General features: G+C 60.8%; 16 protein-coding genes. 8 read left to right on the forward strand and 8 right to left on the reverse strand.

What is annotated here, in order from left to right; genetic code table 11:
• The 4 genes from AACV02_RS30790 to AACV02_RS00015 form a co-directional block, all read left to right on the forward strand.
• The coding region (locus tag AACV02_RS30790; RefSeq protein ID WP_218568288.1) for a hypothetical protein at window positions 1-206 on the forward strand (206 nt) is incomplete at its 5' end.
• 52 nt (window positions 207-258) lie between these two features.
• The gene (locus AACV02_RS00005; protein ID WP_119736363.1) at window positions 259-918 is read left to right on the forward strand and encodes a paraquat-inducible protein A; all 660 of its coding nucleotides are present in this window, start codon (window positions 259-261) and stop codon (window positions 916-918) included.
• Complete coding sequence (locus tag AACV02_RS00010) at window positions 905-1,528, forward strand: paraquat-inducible protein A (protein ID WP_106578503.1); 624 nt, start codon at window positions 905-907, stop codon at window positions 1,526-1,528. Before AACV02_RS00005 ends, AACV02_RS00010 begins: the two co-directional genes overlap by 14 nt.
• Window positions 1,521-3,824 (forward strand): PqiB family protein, encoded by a 2,304-nt coding sequence (locus tag AACV02_RS00015; protein ID WP_106578504.1) that lies wholly within the window; start codon window positions 1,521-1,523, stop codon window positions 3,822-3,824. The genes AACV02_RS00010 and AACV02_RS00015 overlap by 8 nt, the downstream gene beginning before the upstream one ends.
• A gap of 171 nt (window positions 3,825-3,995) precedes the next feature.
• On the opposite strand, the gene mksF is transcribed toward AACV02_RS00015, so the two are convergent.
• The 3 genes from mksF to mksB are packed head-to-tail and all read right to left on the reverse strand — an operon-like array spanning window position 3,996 to window position 8,807.
• Complete coding sequence (gene mksF / locus AACV02_RS00020; RefSeq protein ID WP_106578505.1) at window positions 3,996-6,836, reverse strand: Mks condensin complex protein MksF; 2,841 nt, start codon at window positions 6,834-6,836, stop codon at window positions 3,996-3,998.
• On the reverse strand, window positions 6,833-7,540 hold the full coding sequence (gene mksE / locus AACV02_RS00025; protein ID WP_119736366.1) for an Mks condensin complex protein MksE: 708 nt from the start codon (window positions 7,538-7,540) through the stop codon (window positions 6,833-6,835). Before mksE ends, mksF begins: the two co-directional genes overlap by 4 nt.
• On the reverse strand, window positions 7,530-8,807 hold the full coding sequence (gene mksB / locus AACV02_RS00030; protein WP_106578507.1) for an Mks condensin complex protein MksB: 1,278 nt from the start codon (window positions 8,805-8,807) through the stop codon (window positions 7,530-7,532). The genes mksE and mksB overlap by 11 nt, the downstream gene beginning before the upstream one ends.
• Before the next feature lie 187 nt (window positions 8,808-8,994).
• Here mksB and AACV02_RS00035 point away from each other — a divergent pair, with 187 nt between their 5' ends.
• Together AACV02_RS00035 and rimI are read left to right on the forward strand one after the other, a co-directional pair.
• Entirely contained in the window at window positions 8,995-9,738 is a 744-nt protein-coding gene (locus tag AACV02_RS00035; protein WP_106578508.1) for an energy transducer TonB, read from the forward strand.
• The gene (rimI, locus tag AACV02_RS00040; protein WP_003188286.1) at window positions 9,731-10,183 is read left to right on the forward strand and encodes a ribosomal protein S18-alanine N-acetyltransferase; all 453 of its coding nucleotides are present in this window, start codon (window positions 9,731-9,733) and stop codon (window positions 10,181-10,183) included. The genes AACV02_RS00035 and rimI overlap by 8 nt, the downstream gene beginning before the upstream one ends.
• 116 nt (window positions 10,184-10,299) lie before the next feature.
• Here rimI and AACV02_RS00045 read toward each other — a convergent pair whose 3' ends face one another.
• On the reverse strand, window positions 10,300-10,704 hold the full coding sequence (locus tag AACV02_RS00045) for a serine kinase/phosphatase (RefSeq protein WP_119736368.1): 405 nt from the start codon (window positions 10,702-10,704) through the stop codon (window positions 10,300-10,302).
• 139 nt (window positions 10,705-10,843) lie between these two features.
• Here AACV02_RS00045 and can point away from each other — a divergent pair, with 139 nt between their 5' ends.
• On the forward strand, window positions 10,844-11,488 hold the full coding sequence (gene can, locus AACV02_RS00050; protein WP_010213394.1) for a carbonate dehydratase: 645 nt from the start codon (window positions 10,844-10,846) through the stop codon (window positions 11,486-11,488).
• Here can and AACV02_RS00055 read toward each other — a convergent pair.
• From AACV02_RS00055 to AACV02_RS00070, 4 genes are all read right to left on the reverse strand, one after another.
• Window positions 11,485-12,009 carry an SET domain-containing protein-lysine N-methyltransferase gene (locus tag AACV02_RS00055; RefSeq protein WP_119736370.1) on the reverse strand — a complete coding sequence of 175 codons (525 nt, stop codon included), beginning with the start codon at window positions 12,007-12,009 and terminating at the stop codon, window positions 11,485-11,487. The genes can and AACV02_RS00055 overlap by 4 nt on opposite strands.
• A 144-nt stretch (window positions 12,010-12,153) precedes the next feature.
• The gene (locus tag AACV02_RS00060; RefSeq protein WP_119736372.1) at window positions 12,154-13,323 is read right to left on the reverse strand and encodes a hypothetical protein; all 1,170 of its coding nucleotides are present in this window, start codon (window positions 13,321-13,323) and stop codon (window positions 12,154-12,156) included.
• Between the two features lie 122 nt (window positions 13,324-13,445).
• Window positions 13,446-15,146: an acid phosphatase gene (gene acpA, locus AACV02_RS00065; RefSeq protein ID WP_119736374.1), complete on the reverse strand. Its 1,701-nt coding sequence runs from the start codon at window positions 15,144-15,146 to the stop codon at window positions 13,446-13,448.
• 199 nt (window positions 15,147-15,345) lie between these two features.
• The gene (locus tag AACV02_RS00070; RefSeq protein ID WP_106578513.1) at window positions 15,346-16,764 is read right to left on the reverse strand and encodes a short-chain fatty acid transporter; all 1,419 of its coding nucleotides are present in this window, start codon (window positions 16,762-16,764) and stop codon (window positions 15,346-15,348) included.
• A 185-nt stretch (window positions 16,765-16,949) separates the two neighbouring features.
• Between AACV02_RS00070 and AACV02_RS00075 the strand changes: the two genes are divergently transcribed.
• Window positions 16,950-18,239 (forward strand): MFS transporter, encoded by a 1,290-nt coding sequence (locus tag AACV02_RS00075; RefSeq protein WP_119736376.1) that lies wholly within the window; start codon window positions 16,950-16,952, stop codon window positions 18,237-18,239.
• The last annotated feature ends 3 nt before the right edge of the window (window positions 18,240-18,242 follow it).

Genomic DNA, 18,242 nt, shown 5'->3' on the forward strand with positions numbered 1-18,242 from the left:
GTGCAAGTGCAAGCGTGCTTGCGAACGAAGTGCGCCAACAAAACGCGCATTCCCTGAATAACCCGATCATCGCAAAAGCCCAACCTTCTCCCCGAAATCGCCAATATCAGCAAACGCTACGTCCTCCCATTATTGCGCCGCATGCCGCGACGGCCTGCTTGACCAGCGGCTCAATCCGTCCGACAAATTTGCACAGTTATTTCTGAACCAGACCATTAGAATAGGCACCTAACCTTTTTTAGAGTTCGAGCCCTAACTATGCCCGATCCGGTTGATACCCCAGCGGTGTCGGATTTACCCCTGGACGATCTGGTGGCATGCCATGAGTGCGACTTGCTGATGCGCAAGCCCACGCTCGCTCGAGGCGAAAAGGCTCAATGCGCACGCTGCGGTTACGAGCTCTATGCTCACCGCTACAATGTCGTTGAGCGCAGCCTCGCCTTGGTAATCGCCGCACTTTTGCTGTATATCCCCGCGAACTTTTTACCCATCATGCAGCTCAATCTACTCGGGCAGTCCTCAGAGGACACCGTTTGGAGCGGCGTTGTAGGTCTGTTCGATACCGGCATGCAGGGCGTCGCCGCAGTGGTGTTTCTGTGCAGCATGGGCATCCCATTGCTCAAATTGCTCTGCCAATTGGCTGTGCTGTTGAGCATTCGCTGGAAGATCGGCCGCAGCTATGGGTTGTTGCTCTACCGCATTTACCATCACTTGAAAGACTGGGGAATGTTGGAGGTCTACCTGATGGGCGTGCTCGTGGCGATCGTCAAACTCGCCGACATGGCCTCCATCACGGTCGGCCTGGGGCTTATCTGTTTCGTCAGTCTATTAATGGTTCAGGTGCTGCTTGAGGTGGTGATGTCGCCCCACCAGATCTGGCAAGCGTTGTCAGGAGAGGATGATCATGCGGGCGATTGATGCAGGCATTCTGATTTGTACCGAATGCCATGAGCTGAACAAGCAAGAAGCCGACACCGATGAGCAGCTCTGCACCCGTTGCGGTGCGCTGGTCCACGCCCGTCGTCCCAATAGCCTTACGCGTACCTGGGCGTTACTGATCACGGCGGCGATCCTGTATATCCCCGCCAACCTGTTACCAATCATGACCATCAACTCCCTTGGCCAGGGCGATCCAAGTACCATCATGGCCGGCGTGATCCAGTTGGTGCAGCACGGCATGTTCCCTATCGCTGCTGTGGTGTTTATTGCCAGTATTCTTGTACCGACATTCAAACTGGTGGGCATTGGCCTGCTGTTGTTCTCGGTGCAGCGTCGTCAGCCGCTGTCCGCGCAACAACGGATTATCATGTACCGCTTCATCGAATTCATTGGCCGCTGGTCCATGCTGGATATCTTCGTGATCGCCATCCTGGTAGCGGTTGTTAACTTTGGGCGACTTGCCAGTGTCGAGGCTAATCTCGGTGCTGCAGCGTTCGCCAGTGTGGTGATCTTGACGATGCTTGCCGCAGTAACTTTTGATCCCCGACTGATTTGGGACAACACGGAGTCGGACGACGACCATGAGTGATTTGCCAAAAGCTAAAACCCGCCCGGCCTCCAACTGGTCGGCCATTTGGGTGTTGCCCCTGATAGCCCTGATCATCGGTGGTTGGCTGGGATGGCGTGCCTATTCCCAACAAGGCATCGAGATCCAGGTGCGCTTTGAAAGTGGCGAAGGCATCCAGGCCAACAAGACCGAAGTGGTCTACAAAGGCATGCCCGTGGGCAAGGTCAAGACCCTGGCCCTGGACGACGAGGGCAACAATCGCGGGGTGATCGCCACCATCGAGATGAACAAGGATGTGGAGCAATACCTCAAGACCAACACCCGTTTCTGGCTGGTCAAACCCAGCGTCAGCCTCGCCGGTATCACCGGTCTGGAAACCCTGGTCTCGGGTAACTACATTGCGGCCAGCCCTGGCGACGGCGAGCCGTCGCGCAAATTCAAGGCCCTTTCCGAAGAGCCGCCTTTATCCGACGCCAAGCCCGGCTTGCACCTGACCATCAAGGCCGATCGCTTGGGCTCGCTCAACCGTGGCAGCCCGGTGTTCTACAAGCAGATTCAGGTTGGCCAGGTCAAAAGCTACCTGCTGTCCGAAGACCAGAGTACGGTCGAGATCAAGGTCTACATCGAGCCCACTTACGCCAGCCTGGTGCGCAAACATACGCGCTTTTGGAACGCCAGCGGCATCAGCATCGACGCCAACCTCTCCGGCGTGAAGGTGCGCAGCGAGTCTCTCTCGAGCATCGTTGCCGGCGGCATCGCTTTCGCTACACCCGAGAACCGCAAGGACAGCCCTCCCACCGATCCAAGCCTGCCGTTTCGCTTGTACGAAGACTTCGACGCAGCGGCGGCCGGTCTCAAGGTCAAGGTCAAACTCACCGACTTCGAAGGCCTGCAGGCCGGGCGCACACCGGTCATGTACAAAGGTATTCAGGTCGGTAGCCTGAAGACCCTGAAGATTGACCCTGACCTATCCAGCGCCAATGCCGAGCTCACCCTCGACCCGCTTGCCGAAGACTACCTGGTGCAAGACACCCAGTTCTGGGTGGTCAAACCGTCCATCTCGCTTGCCGGTATCACCGGCCTGGAAGCGCTGGTCAAAGGTAACTACATCGCCATTCGCCCTGGCGACAAAGGCAGTGCGCCGCAGCGCGAATTCGTCGCTCGGGCCAAGGCACCACCGTTGGACCTGCGCTCCCCCGGCCTGCACATGGTGTTGTTCACCGACAGCCTAGGCTCGCTGGATGTCGGCAGCCCGATCCTCTACAAACAGGTCAAGGTGGGTTCTGTACAGAGCTACCAGTTCTCGCGCAAGAACAAGCAATTGGTGATCGGTGTCCACATCGAGAAGGAATACGAAAACCTGGTCAACGGTTCGACGCGCTTCTGGAATGCCAGCGGCGTGACGCTGACAGGCGGCCTCACCGGGGGCATCCAGGTCAAGAGTGAATCCCTGGCCAGCTTGATGGCCGGCGGTATTGCCTTCGAAACCCCGGAACCGAACGTGCCGCTGAAAAAACGTATCCCGCGTTTCCGTCTGTTTGCCGATCGCGAGGCCGCCAATCAACACGGTACGCTGGTGACCATCAAGGTCGATCGTGCCGACGGCCTGCGCCCCGGCACCGCGGTACGCTTCAAAGGCCTGGACGTGGGCAAGATCGAGAGCGTCGACCTCAGTGCCGACATGCAGTCGGTGTTGCTCAGCGCGCGCATCACCCAAGTGGCGGATCGGATCGCCCGCGCCGGCAGCCAGTTCTGGGTGGTCAAGCCTGAGTTGGGCCTGATGAAAACCTCGAACCTGGAAACCCTGGTCACGGGCCAATACATCGAGGTGCAGCCATCCGCGAAAAACGCCGGCCCGCAAAAGAGCTTCGTCGCGTTGGACAAGCCACCGGAGGCGGCCCGTCAGGAGGAAGGCCTGAGCCTGGTACTCAGCGCCGCACGCCGTGGCTCGTTGAAGGAAGGCGTGCCGGTCACCTACCGTGAGGTCACCGTCGGCAAAGTCACCGGCTACGAGCTGGGTCAAACCGCCGACCGCGTGCTGATCCATATCTTGATCGAGCCCAAGTACGCGCCACTGGTGCGCAGTGGCAGCCGCTTCTGGAACACCAGCGGTTTCGGTCTCGACTTCGGCTTGTTCAAAGGCGCGACAGTGCGCACTGAATCCCTGGAGACACTGGTCGCCGGCGGTATTGCCTTCGCCACGCCAGACGGCGAGCGCATGGGCAATGCTGCCCGGCCGCAGCAGACCTTCCCGCTGTTCGACAAGTTTGAAGATGAATGGCTGACGTGGGCACCTAAGATTTCGCTCGGCAAGTAAACCGAGGCGCGGCCATCGCGGGCAGGCCCGGCTCCCACATTCAAGCGCATTTATCCTGTAGAAATGCGGTCACCTGTGGCAGCGGGCTTGCCCGCGAAGAGGCCATAACCGGCGATAAAAAAGGCCCCTGGGTGCTCACCCAGGGGCCTTTTTGCATTTCAGCTCAGTGGCTCAAACCTCATCCAACTCCGGCTCATCCGCCTGCACATTCACGGTCGCCTTTACCGCATCGTGACGACGGATGTACTTCCAGTCCGCCTCATCAATGTAGATGCCGTTCGGCCCGCTGCCACCTTCCAGGTCGATCGCCACCTGGGCGGACACCTGCGGCTTCACACTGGCCAGAATCGGCACAAAACCCAGCTGCAAACTGGTTTCCAGCAGCGCCGCCTGGTTCTTCTCATCGATGTCCGCTGCCTCATCGAGGTAGTACGGCAAACGCACGCGCCCGGCCTGATCACGGTCCATCAAGTGCAGCAACAAGTACATGTTGGTCAGCGCCTTGATGGTCATGGTGGTGCCGTTGGATGCCGCGCCGTCGATGTCGGTGTGAATCACCGGCTGGCCATGCACCTTGGTGATCTCGAACGCCAGCTCGAACAGGTCCTTGAGGCCCAACTGGTTATGGTTGGCGGCCACAAGGCGGGCCAGGTATTCCTTGGCCTCTTCGTTCTTGTTGTCCTGCTCGGCGCTCTGGCTGAGGTCAAACACCGACAACGTCTCGCCTTCTTCATACTGACCGGCACTGTGGATGATCTGGTCGATATGCTTGAGGGCTTCCTTGTTCGGCGCCAGCACAATGCGGAAGCTTTGCAGGTTGGACACCTGGCGCTTGTTGATCTCGCGGTTGAACAAGGCCAACTGGTGTTCCAGGCTGTCATAGTCGCTACGGATATTGCGCAGGGTGCGCGCAATATCGGTGACGGCTGCACGGCGCGCCTTGCCCAAGGTCAGGGCTTCGTCAGTGCGGTGCGCATACGCGTTGATCAGCAGTTGCAGGCGACGTTCGACGTCATCCTCGCTGTCAAACTTGGCGACGCCTTTAAGGCGAACCTGCGCATACAAGGCTTCGATCTGGCCGTCGGCGCGCAGCAAACCCTGCCAGCTGTCCTGATAGTCATTGAGCAGCGGCAGCAGGTTATCCATGGAGTCATCGACCGGGTCCATGAACGGCGTGCCGAACGGCAAGTCTGCCGGTAGCAGCTGGCGACGGCGCAACGCGTCATCCAGGGTGCGTTGCTTGGCTTCCATATCGCCAATCTGACGCCCAACCAATTGCAGCTTGGCCGACAGCTGCTGCACGCGTTCGGTGAAGGCGTCGCTGGAGCGCTTCAACTCATCCTGGGCGGCTTCCATTTGCGCCAGGTTTTCCAGCTTCTCGCCTTCTTCAGCGCTCAGGGTCTGGGCGCGACGGAAGTCCTCCAACGCTTTCTGCGCATCCAGCACTTGCTGGTACAGCGCTTCAGTCTGGGTCTTGCTGGCTGCGCGGTCGGAGGCTACGGCCTGCTGGGTCTTGAGTTGCTTGAGTTCTTTTTCCAGGCGCTCTTTCTGGTCGCGCAACGCCGCGCGGTCCGCCAGGGCCTGCAACGCCGGTGGCTCAATGTGCGAGATGTCGATGGACAGCCCCGGCACTTCGAAACGCTCGCCTTTGAAGCCGTCGAGGATCTGCTCCAGGGATTTGACCCACTGGCCGTCCTCATCCAGCGTAATGCCGTGCTCGCCCAATGGCAGGCTGAACAACGAGCTGTTGAACAGGCGCATCAGACGCTCGACATCCTGCTGCGAAAACTCTTCGCGCAGTTTGGCGTAGCTGTTGTTGTCCGCGTGGTCGAGCTGCTGCTTGACCGACTTCAAGCGTTTTTCCAGATCGCGCAAGCGCTCGTCCAAATCCTCTGCGCTGAACTGCCGCGACTGCGCCAGGGCGCCCGCCAATTCATCGTGAGCATCCTTGGCCGCCAGCAGCTGCTGCTCCAGCACCTTGACGTCATCCACCAGGGCGAAGCGATGCTTGAGCACCGACAGCTCGCCCAGCCAACGCTGAATGCCGCTGATTTCCCGCTCCAGACGCATCAGCTCCTGGGTGCCACCGCGCTGATCGTTTTGCAGCGCGTCCTGCTCATTGCGGTAATGCTCGGCCTGGATCGTCAGCTCTTCCTTGCGCGCGCTGGCGTAGTCCGACCAGGTGCCCAGCAACGAATCCAGCAAGGGCGACAGGCGATGCAGTTTGCCGCGCAGAACATCGCGCTGCCGAACGCCATTGGCCAACGCCTCAACCAACGGGCCGGCAGCCACCAGCGAGTTGTAATCCTGCTCCATGCGTCGTACATCACGGAACGCTTCTTCGCACGCCGCGATGTAGTCCACGCTGCCGGAACGCAGGCTGTGTTCAAAGGCATCCAGGAACAATTGCTTGAGCTTGGCCGCGGTGATTTCGCGCATGTGCAGCAGGTTGATAAACAGCGCGCGGAAGGTTTTCAGGCTCTGCTCGCTGGTGGAGCGCAGCGGAATCAGGGTCAGGTCCAGCGGGATCGAAGTGTGGCCGCCCACCAGCAAACGGCGCAGTTCGTCCGGCTTGAGCTCGTAGGCTTTCAGGCCTTCGCGCTCAAGGTTGGTGAACAGCTCTTTCTGACGCAGGCAAGTGTCGTTTTTCTGGTAATGCGCCAGGTCCAGCTTGCCGGCATAGGCAAAGAACTGGTGCCCGAAACCACCGCCCGGGCCACGCCCGACCACGCCGATCACGTGCGGGCCGTGGGGCAGCGAGACTTCCACGAGGATGTAGCTGGTGTCGGTGGCAAAGTAGAAGCGCCGCGATTGCTCCAGGGTGTACTTGCCGAAACTCATGTCCGACATGCGCGCCAGAATCGGGAACTGCAGGGCGTTGATCGAGGCGGATTTACCCAGGTTGTTCGCGCCGTACACCGACAACGGTTCTTCCAGCGGGAACAGGCCCAAACTGTAACCGGCGGTGTTCAACAGGGCGAAGCGGCGGATGCCGTAGCGTTCCTTGCTCATGCGTCGGTCTCCTGTTCTTCGGCAATGGCGCGGGCCAGGGCGTCTTCTTCGCTTTCTTCGTCAAAGTCGCTCAAGTCCAGCGGGTCGTCGGTCTTGAGCAGTTTTTCATCGCTGTCTTCGTCGATGATCACCGGCGCCGGCAAAGGCAGCACGCTGTGCACACTGGCGGCGAGGTCGCGGTCCTGCTGCACCGACAGGCACACGTCGAGGAAACGGTGCATCGGCGGCAGGAAGCGATACACGCCGTTGTCTTCGCTGGCAAAACCCAGCTGGGTCATGCGGCGCATGATTTTTTCTTCAAGTTCTTCCTGGGTCTGCACTTCGGCCTGGATAAACAGATCGCGGTACTTCTCCAGCAACGACGGCAATTCGTCGCGGCCCAGGCTGCCGCCGTCGAGCACGGCGATCGGGTCGCGGCCCTGGTCGGCCAGGTGCTCGACAAGGATGAAGGTAAACAGCGCCAGGCGTTGGGCAGTCTTGTTCACTTGCGCGCTGGCAATCGCCGAGTCCGGCACAAAGTAATAGAAGCCGCGTGTATCGCACACCAGCTCAAAGCCCAGCGCCTTGAACAGCGTGCGGTACTGGTCCTGGAAGTTCGACAGCTGCGCGTACAGCTCCGGGTCGCGGCGGCTGACGTGGTAACCCTTGAACAGCTCGCGAAAGATCGGCGCCAGCTGGGACAGTTCGGATAGATCAAGATGCATGAGGTGTACTCGCAGAATGCTCGGCGGCATCGGTGCCGGCCGGGAGCAGGGCGAAGGAGCGCAGGCTGACCTGGTGCTCGTGTGTGTGGTAGTCGCGGCGTTCCAGGCGTTCGCGCTTGAAGCGTTTTTCACGCGAGAGCCGCGAGAACCAGTACAACAATTCGTCGGTGGCGCCGTCCGGTTCCTGCTCCAGCAGCCAGGTCATCAGGTCTGGCATCGGCAGCGCGTCTTCGCAGCGCTCGAGCATTTCCTTGACCGTGCGCGGTGCACGCTGGGCGTCGCCCTTGTGGGATTTGTGCGCCTTGGGGAAGCGCGCCGGTTTCGGCTCGAAATTCGCCAGCGCGTACACATAGGCCTCGACCTGGCTGGCACTGCCGAGAAAGGTGCTTTGCGGTCGCGTGAACATCGGCATCGCCGCTTGCGGCACGGCGTCCAGACCTTTACGGCGGATGGCCGACAAGGCCAGCGCGGCGCCACGGGTCACGGCGTTGTGCCGGCGTGCTTCTTCACGCAACGGCAGCAGCAGTTCGCGCGCATGACGCAAGGTCAGTTGGGCGCTGGTCTGCATTTCGAGGATGCGCGCGTGGGTGCGCAGCAGCATGTCGTCATCGACCAGGTGGCCGAGGCGTTGTTGCTCGGTGAGCATGCGCAACAGCACGTTTTCGACCTTGCGCACGCCTTGTTCAAAGGCGCCGTCGGCGTTCACCAGCTGGATCATCGGCTCGACGTATTCGTCCCAGGTCGCCAGCACTTCGGCATACCGCTGGCGCAACGGAATCTGCCGGTCGCTGGTCTTGGCGCGGTCGGCCACGGCCGCGAGGGCTTGCTCGTCGTTGGCGAGTTTTTTCAATACATCGCGTACGCGCATGTCCAGCAGGCGCAGTTGGCGGGCCAGGTCGTGGCCATCCCGGATGTCGAAGGCGTCCTGAATGTAGCCGGCCAGGCGCTCGAGGTGGCGCAGGTAGGCTTCAATTTCCAGGCACAGGCCAAGCCGGTGCTCCTTGCGAAGATAGGCCAGGAAGTCGTGGATCTGTGCGTTGAGCTCGAAACGGTTCGGGCTCTTGGCGACAGGCACCAGGATATCCAGGCGAATCCACACGTCCAGCAGGCTGGTGATGTCCTGGGGCGTGCTGTCCAGTTGTTGGGCGGCCAGTTGCGCGCGCAGTTCGCCAAGGCTCAAGGTGCCTTGGTCGAAGTGTTCGCACAGTGGCTCAAGTAAGGCCCAGTGTTCGGCGAGGGCGCGCAGGACGCGCTTGGGTTCGATCATGGGAATGGCCGGCTGGTTGGCGATTAAAAGTCGCGATTGTACTGCATCAGGCGCGGGATTTATCCACAGCCGGTCAGTGCACAGTGGGCGATTGTTACCGAACAGCGGTAGAATCCCCGCTCTTTAGTTATCCACAAGTGGCCGAGCTGTGCTTATCGAGTCCCGACGTCGCGCTTACTTGACCGCCATGCAGGTGGTCAACTGGCTGCCCCGCACCGAACTGCCGTTTGCCGCCCCATCGCGCCCCGAGCTGCTGCAGGCGCTTGAGCCTTATGAGGCGTTCGACGTGTCAGGGGAAGAGGCGGCTGCGCCGGTGGCCGTGGTCAAGCCAACGCCTGAATCGCGCCCTGTCGTCGAGCGGGTGAAGGTCGAAGTGCCGCGCCCGGCGCCAATGGCCAAGCCGGTGGTGGCCGAAACGGTTGCGCCGGTGGCCAAGGCGCCGGTGGTGCCGCCGCCGCGCTTTGCCCTGCAATTGCTGCGGGCCGGGCGTTGTCTGCTATTGGTGGAGTTACCCACAGGCGAGCGCTTCCAGACGCGCGACCCGGCTTACATGCTGCTCAAGGACATGCTGCGTGCTGCCGGCCTGCCCGACAGCCCGCAAATCGTCGGCGACCCGGTGCGCTGGCCGCTGCTGGTGCGTGGCAACATGGACCAGGGCCCGGAAGCCGCGCGGGATTTTGTGCAAGGTTTTGTTTCGGCGCGCCTCGAAGACGAGCCGTGCGTGTGCCTGTGGTTGATCGGCCTGCCCGCCGTGCGGTTTGCCGGCGAGGCGAATGCCGAGGCCTGGTACCGTGAACTGCAGGTCGAAGGCCTTGGGTCGGTGTGGGCCCTGCCGGGCCTGGAATTATTAATGGAAGAGCCACAGCGTAAGGCTGATGTATGGCAAGCCATGCGCCGGCTGATGGCGCGCTGGAAAAGTACCGATGAGTGAAGCTTTATCTTTCCGCCCAATGACCGAGGCGGACCTCGACGCTGTACTGAAGATTGAATACGCGGCGTTCAGCCATCCCTGGACCCGCGGGATTTTTCTCGACGGCTTGGGCAAGTACCAGATCTGGTTGATGTTTGAAGGTGAGCAGCAGGTAGGCCACGGCGTGGTGCAAATCATCCTCGATGAAGCGCATCTGCTGAACATTACCGTCAAGCCGGAAAACCAGGGCCGGGGTTTGGGCCTGGCGTTGCTGGAACACTTGATGTCCCGCGCTTATGCCGCCAATGCCCGCGAGTGCTTCCTGGAAGTACGCGACAGCAATACGGGGGCGTTTCGCCTGTACGAACGTTACGGTTTCAACGAAATCGGCCGTCGACGCGATTACTACCCCGCCGTGGGTGGCCGCGAAGATGCAGTCGTGATGGCCTGCACGTTAGTGGACTGAATACACACGCCAATGTAGGAGCGGGCCTGCTCGCGAATATGCATCAGTCAAAAATTTACTGACTGAACGATCGCATTCGCGAGCAAGCCCGCTCCCACAGGTTGAACCGCGCTGTATCAGCGGTTGCCGTCGACCGGGTCGATGTCGGCCAGCTCAGCCTCATCCAGCCCGTTGCCGCCGCCGATCTCATCTTCATCGACGATGCTTAGATCGTAATCCGCCGGGTTATCCTCGCCTTCCTCCCGCGCATCCCGCGCACCGTCCTCATGGATAAGGGTTTCGGGGCTCATATCGTCGTCGGTCGGCTCATGGTCCTGCGTAGAGGCCCCGGTCATTCCGGCTTCGCGTACCCGTTCGTCGGGCATCAGGTGCTCGCGCTCGCCTGCCGGGATCTCATCGCCGATTTCCGCGGTCGGTCCGTCCTCGTCAAAATCCAGCTCGCGCATCGAGCCCATGCGGTCTTCGTTATCGTCAATCGGTTCCGGCTGCGTAGCGCCGTAGGGACGTCGTGATTCAGTCATGGCCAATCCTCATACTGTGGGGCTTATAGTGTGTGGACAGGCACGGCGCCCTAAAGATTCAAGCTAATTACGGCTTGGCGTGACCCGGACGAGCGGTTGTCTGTCACACAGCTGCGCATCATTCCTGAGGCTTTCCCTGATGAACGAACTACAAGACCTGCTTGATAACAACGAACGCTGGGCGGACGCGATCAAACAGGAAGATCCCGAATTCTTCGCCAAGCTTGCCCGCCAGCAAACCCCGGAATACCTGTGGATCGGTTGCTCCGACGCCCGCGTACCGGCCAACGAGATCGTCGGCATGTTGCCGGGTGATCTGTTCGTGCACCGCAACGTCGCCAACGTGGTGCTGCACACCGACCTCAATTGCCTGTCGGTGATCCAGTACGCAGTCGATGTGCTCAAGGTCAAACACATCCTCGTCACCGGCCACTATGGCTGCGGCGGTGTGCGCGCGTCGATGCAGGACCGCCAGTTCGGCCTGATCGACGGCTGGCTGCGCACTATTCGTGATCTTTATTACGAAAACCGTGACCTGCTGGCCCAGCTGCCGACCGAAGAAGAGCGCGTCGATCGCCTTTGCGAGCTGAACGTGATTCAGCAAGTGGCCAACGTCGGCCACACCAGCATTGTGCAAAACGCCTGGCACCGTGGGCAGAGCCTGTCGATTCATGGCTGCATCTATGGCATCAAGGATGGCCGCTGGAAAAGTTTGAACACCACCATCAGTGGTTTTGAGCAGCTGCCGCCGCAATACCGCCTGCGCCCGTTGGGCGAAGCTTAAGGTCGTTTGCGTTCACGCCACCGGGCCATGAACGCCTGACCTTCGCTGTTTAACGGCTCCTGGTTGCCGGTGATCCAGCCCCGGCAGTTCAGCTCGCCGCACAGGCAAGCGAACTGCTGGGGCAGCGCGTCCTCGGTACTGGCGTAATCCAGCGTCAGCAAGGTGCCGGGAGCGATCGGCTGTACGGTCCAGAGCTCCAGGTCTGTGGTGTCGAAAAACACATTCGGGTCGCAGGAGTGCATCAACAGGCCGCAGAACCAGGAGTCATACAGGTGGATACGGGGCGATAGCTGCAGCGTATGCGGGCGCCGCTCCCCCACGGCGTAGCCGGAAACCTTGGCGATGCGCACCCGGCTGTCGAAGGCGATACGAGCCTTGACCCCGGCAGGCAATCCGTTAGCGTCCTGAATGGGCTGGAATTGCTCGATCGAAGGATAGCCCGGTTCAAAAAGCAGGGTTTTGAAAGGGTAAAGACAGTCCTTTGTGCGGGTTTTAGCCTTATCCATGGCTTGAGTTTTCATAACTCTCCTGGCTTAGGCTGCATCGACCTACTGAGTTGTCTGACGGCCAGTCTTGCAGCGAATGTGTGCGGCCCCAGACTCGCCCAAGTTGAATTCGATTTCTACTGTCAAATCTGACAGTAGAAACCGTTTTGTTTGTGCGTTTTATAGCGCTGGCGCGGTGAGCGACGCTGCCGGCACCACGCCTTTGAGCTGTTTCAACTGGGCCTTGATCGCAGGCGTGGCGCATTTGGCGTTGGCCTGTTCCGGGGTCAGGTTGCGTACCGAGGTGTAAAACAGCTCACAGGTCTGCTCCTTGCGCGTGACCTGCCAGGTGTTCATGCATGCTTTTAGCAACACATTCGGATCGCTGGCGGGCTTCTGCCCCATGCCGGCTTGCCAGCAGGCAGCGCTCAAATCCTGGCCCATCACCTTCAAGCCGGCTTCGTCGGCCTTTTGTTCATTGCCGTCGTAGGTGGCAGGGTCTGCCGCGTACCAGATGTAGCTGGGGTGGTTGGCGCCCAGCACCGACACGGGTTTGCCCTCGGTCGGGCTGATCTGCGCCAGGCCCAGCACCGCCACCGTCTGACCGTACTGTTGTTTGATCCAGCTGCGCACCGGCGCACCGAACGCCACCATTGGCAATGAGCCGTTGGCGTGCAGGCTCAGTTCCTTGACCATGCGGGTCTGATAGTCGGTGAAATAGCTGTAGACCGTTTCCAGGTCCTTGCCCGCGTTGGACGGCGCGGCGATGGGGGCGATATCGATGATGGTCTGGTAGGCCGGGGTTTCGGTGGCCGGGATGCCGTTGTCGGTGAGCAACGTGGCCCAGCGATCGGTGGTGGCCGATTCCAGGTAATCCTGGGCCTGGGTCAGCGAGTAATCCGGCGGGAAGTGCAGCAGCTCGATGCTTTTGCGGTTTTCCAGGGCCATGCCCAGCGGCAGGAACAGGTACCAGTTGTAGGCCCATTTGCCGTCAGTGTTGAGCTTGCTGGCGCCTTGGTAGGCCAGGTCTGCGGTGTTGAGCAGCGTGGTGAGGGGCTGGCCGTAGTGGTCGGGTACGCCGCTGAAGGTCGCCACGACCTCGCCGTCATGGGTTTTCACGCTGACCTTGGCGCGGTTGTACCCGTCGCGCTGCAAGCTCTGGTTCAGGTAGTGCTCGGCGGTCTGCTCCAGCGTCCATGGCCGAAAGCAGATCACGTTGCAATTATTGGGAAACGCGAACAATTGGGTGACGCGTTGCGTGCTGCCCAGTGGTACTTCGATATCGGCGTGTACGACCGCACTGGCCAGCAGTGCGACCAAGGTGAAGGACAGCCTGGTCGGTTTGAACATAGTTGGTTCCTTGTCAGCGAAAGCCCGTCTGCGCGGGGTGAAAGCCCACCTCCACACAGTAGCGGCTGACCAGGAAAACCGCGTGCTAAATCGCCAGGCGTGTCGCTATTGGATAAGAAAACCTACACCTTGAATTGCAATGCGTTGCTCAAATCGCCCATGGGCGTCTGGCCGCGGGAAATCATCGCGTCGTCGCGCTGCTTGAGGCCGTCCAATTTCTCCAGCTGGAACACCCTGGTGATCAAACGCAGGATCGATGCCGTGTCGTAAACCGTGTGGTCCACGGTGCCTTTGCGCGCAAACGGCGACACCACCAGCGCTGGAATTCGCGTGCCCGGGCCCCAGCGGTCGCCTTTGGGCGGCGCCACGTGGTCCCACCAGCCGCCGTTTTCATCGACGGTCACCACCACCACCATGTTTTTCCACTGCGGGCTTTCCTGCAGCACTTTCAAGGCGCGAGCGATATGGCGATCGCCCGAGGCTACGTCGGCGTAACCGGCGTGCATGTTGAGGTTGCCCTGAGGCTTATAGAAGCTTACGGCAGGCAGCTTGCCGGCCTGGGCGTCGGCGAAGAATGTGTTGGTGCTGGCCTCATCACCCAAGCCGCCATCGCGCAGGCGTTTATCACGCTCGGCGCGGTTTTCTGGCCCTTGTTGCTTGAAGTAGTTGAACGGCTGGTGGTGATACTGAAAGTTGGGGATTTTCGGGATGCCGCCCGAATCCTTGAACTGGTCGAGGGTCGCTTGCCACGCCCCGGCGTACCAGGCCCAGTCGACGTTCTTTTTCGACAGCTTGTCGCCGATGTGTTCGTGGGTTTGCGGCACGAGCACGTTGGGCAGGTCGGGTTTGGAGTAATCCGGGTTTTGCGGGTCGCGAATCCAGGTCGGCCAGTACGGCGGGGCGAGGGTGTTCACGCCGTAGCCGTCCGGTGTCAGTGCGCTGGGGCCAAACTGCGGTGGGCCGGTCATGGCGCTGGCGGGTGACTTGTCCAGCGGCTTGAGGCGCGGGTCGGCAGGGTCATCGCTTTGCAGCGTGGCAATCTGCGCCTTGGCCACCGACTGTGCGGCGTTTGGATAAAACGGCGCCGTGGCGCTGATCAGGTACTGGTGGTTAAGAAACGAACCACCAAATGCACCCTGAAAGAAGTTGTCGCACAGCACAAACTCCTTGGCCACATCCCACAGGCGCAAGGAATAACGGCTCTGGGCGTAATGGCCCATCACCAGGCCACCGGAATCGCCCCAGGCCACAAAGTTGTCGTTCTTGCCGCCGTTGATCTGCATCTGGTTCTGGTAGAACACGTGCCACAAATCGCGCGTGACCAGGCTCAAAGGCAGGTCTTCGGCGTTCGGGCCTTTGAGGGCAAACGGTGCGTTGGGCAGGTTTTCCTGGAATTGCACTTCGCTGGGGTAGGTCACCCCATCGACAGTTTGCGGGCCGACTTGCAACACACCGCCCCAGGTTGGCGGCAGGCTGGTCAGCAGGCTGCCGTCGCGGTCGCGTTGCTGAGCCTCGGCGCCGGAGAGTGCCGAGAGTGGTTTTTCCACGTTAGGGAAATCAGCAAACAAATTGTTGAAGCTGCGGTTTTCGGCATAAATCACCACCACGGTTTTCACCTGGTCGTGCAAGGCCTTGTCCAGCTCTTGAGGTGTGAGCGGTCGCGTCACCGGTGTGCTCGGTGTTTCACCGGTGTGGCCGCAGGCACTCAAGGTCGCGCCGACCCCCAGCACTGCCGCGCCCCCCAGGAAACGCCGGCGGCTGGTGTCTACCGGCGGTTGGGCGATGGAATCGGGGGAAGGGCGGTCTTCGTGCTCGTCACTCATTGCTGGGAGTCCCTGCGCGGTGGTTGTTTCAAGATATTTCGCAGGACGGTAGCAACGCAATGTGACGAAAAGAAGACAGCCGGGTTAAAGCCGCAGATCGAAATAGGGCAGCGGGCTTGCTCGCCAAAGCGCTGTGTAGGTCAACCGTTTCACTGACCCCGCGCATTTTTGCCAGCAAGCCCGCTTCACCCTGACCCTGTTATGGCATGACGGGTGGCAAATACTTCAACGTCGTCCCCAATGCCCACAACAGGAACAACACCAGCGGCGTGTGCACCAGCAACTGCACAAACGAAAACCCGATCAAATCCCGCGCCTTGAGCCCCAATACGCCCAGCAGCGGCAGCATATAAAACGGGTTGATCAGGTTCGGCAGCGCCTCGGCCGCGTTGTAGATCTGCACTGCCCAGCCCAGGTGGTATTGCAGGTCGTTGGCCACTTGCATCACGTAAGGCGCTTCGATGATCCACTTGCCGCCGCCCGACGGAATAAAGAAGCCCAGCACCGCCGAGTACACGCCCATCAACAGCGCGTAGGTGTCGTGTGAAGCAATAGAGGTGAAAAAGGTCGAGATATGGTGCGCCAGGGTTTGGCCGTCGCCGCCCTTGACCACCGTCATCAGCGCCGCGATGGAGCCATACAGCGGAAACTGGATCAGCACGCCGGTGGTGGTCGGTACGGCGCGCGCCACCGCATCGAGGAAGCTGCGCGGGCGCCAGTGCAGCAGTGCGCCGACCATGATGAACAGGAAGTTATAGGTGTTGAGCCCCGAAATTGCACTGATCGCCGGCTTGGTCGAAAACTCATGGAACAGCCAACCGGCCGCCAGCAACGCCAGCAGAATAGTCAGCAGCGGGCTATGTTCCAGCCATTCGCCCGGGCGGGTGGGCGCTTGAAGCTTAGGCAGGTTGAACGCCGGGTCGACGCCGCAGGCCTTTGCATCACGGGCGCTGTTCGGGCCGGGCGCGGTGGCGTAGGCGATGATCAACGAGACCACGATCAGCGCCAGCAACATCACCCCGGATTGCCACAGGAAAATCGTGTCGGTGAAGGGGATCACCCCCGTAATCGACAGGATCGACGGCGGCAGGCTGGCCGGGTTGGCCTGCAATTGCGCGGCCGACGACGACAGCCCCAGCGCCCACACCGCGCCCAGGCCCAGGTAGGCCGCAGCACCGGCTGCGCGGTAATCCATGCGTAAATCCGTGCGGCGGGCCAGTGCGCGCACCAGCAACCCGCCGAACACCAGCGACAAGCCCCAGTTGAGCAGGGACGCGACCATGGAAATCAATGCAACCCACGCCACCGCCGAGCGGCCGTTTTTGGGGATACGTGCCAGGCGGTCAATCAGTTTCACCGCCGGTGGCGAACTGGCCACCACGTAACCGCCGATCACCACGAAGGCCATCTGCATGGTGAATGGGATCAGGCTCCAGAACCCGTCACCAAAGGCTTTGGCGGCTTCGGTGGGTGCGGCGCCCATGCCCAGGGTTGCCACGGCGACGATGATCACCGCGAGGGCGGCAAACACCCAGGAATCCGGAAACCAGCGTTCGGCAAAGTTTGAGCAACGCAGGGCAAATCGGGCATAGCGGCTTTCTTCGATAGCATCGGCCACGAGTCATTCCTCTTGTATTTATTATGGTGTTGGCAGTTTTACGGCATGTTCCGCTACGGCCATTGATATGGGAATGCAGTTATCTTCATCGATCCATGAGTAAAACAAATATATCCGTCGCGATTGCCATCACCGGACTCAACTCATAACCTGCACGCCATTTTGTTTGTCTGCCGAGCTTGCACATGACTGCCACCTTTTCCCCACAGGCGCAGCGTTTTTCCCGCTCCGACTACAAAACCCTGGGCCTGGCCGCCCTTGGTGGCGCCCTGGAAATCTACGATTTCATCATCTTCGTATTCTTTGCGCTGACCCTCAGCCAACTGTTTTTCCCGCCCGAAATGCCCGAGTGGCTGCGCCTGCTGCAAAGCTTCGGCATCTTCGTGACCGGCTACCTGGCGCGCCCGCTGGGCGGCATCCTGATGGCGCACTTTGCTGACCACCTGGGGCGCAAGCGCGTGTTCAGCCTGAGCATCCTGATGATGGCGTTGCCGTGCCTGCTGATCGGGATCATGCCGACCTACGCGCAAATCGGCTATTTCGCCCCGCTGATCCTGCTGGTGCTGCGCGTGCTGCAAGGCGCCGCAGTGGGCGGCGAAGTACCCAGCGCCTGGACCTTCGTTGCCGAGCACGCACCGCGTCATCATCGCGGCTACGCGCTGGGTTTCCTACAAGCCGGCCTGACCTTCGGCTACCTGCTGGGCGCACTCACTGCCACGCTGCTGGCGCAAGTCTTCACCCCAGCCGAAATCCTCGATTACGCCTGGCGCTTGCCGTTCCTGCTCGGTGGCGTATTCGGCGTGATCGGCGTGTGGCTGCGCCGCTGGCTCAGTGAAACTCCGGTGTTCCTCGAAATGCAGGCCCGCCGCCAGGCGGCCGCCGAACTGCCGCTGCGCACCGTGCTGCGCGACCATCGCGCCGTGCTGCTGCCGGCCATGATCCTCACCTGCGTGCTCACCTCGGCCGTGGTGGTGCTGGTCGTCATCACCCCGACCCTGATGCAAAAAACCTTCGGCATGAGCCCCAGCCACACCTTCGCCTTGAGCGCGCTGGGTATTGTTTTTCTGAATATCGGCTGCGTCCTCGCCGGCCTGCTGGTGGACCGCATCGGCGCCTGGCGCGCGGTGCTGGTCTACAGCCTGTTGCTGCCAGTGGGGATTGCGCTGCTGTACGCGAGCCTTATCAACGGCGGCGTGTGGCTGGGCGCGGCGTACGCCGTGGCGGGCTTGAGTTGTGGCGTGGTGGGCGCGGTGCCGTCGGTGATGGTCGGCCTGTTTCCGGCGCATGTGCGAGTCTCGGGGATTTCCTTCACCTACAACATTGCCTACGCGTTGTGGGCGAGTACCACGCCGTTGTTGCTGATCGCGCTGATGCCCACGCGCCCGTGGATTTGCGTGGGCTATTGCGTGGTGATGGGCGCGGTCGGGGTGGCGAGTGTGGCGCTGTTTGGCAAGCGCCACACCTTGGTTACCTGAGGC

Source organism: Pseudomonas sp. Larv2_ips (assembly GCF_963879675.1).
In the GTDB taxonomy this organism is placed as follows: Bacteria; Pseudomonadota; Gammaproteobacteria; order Pseudomonadales; family Pseudomonadaceae; genus Aquipseudomonas.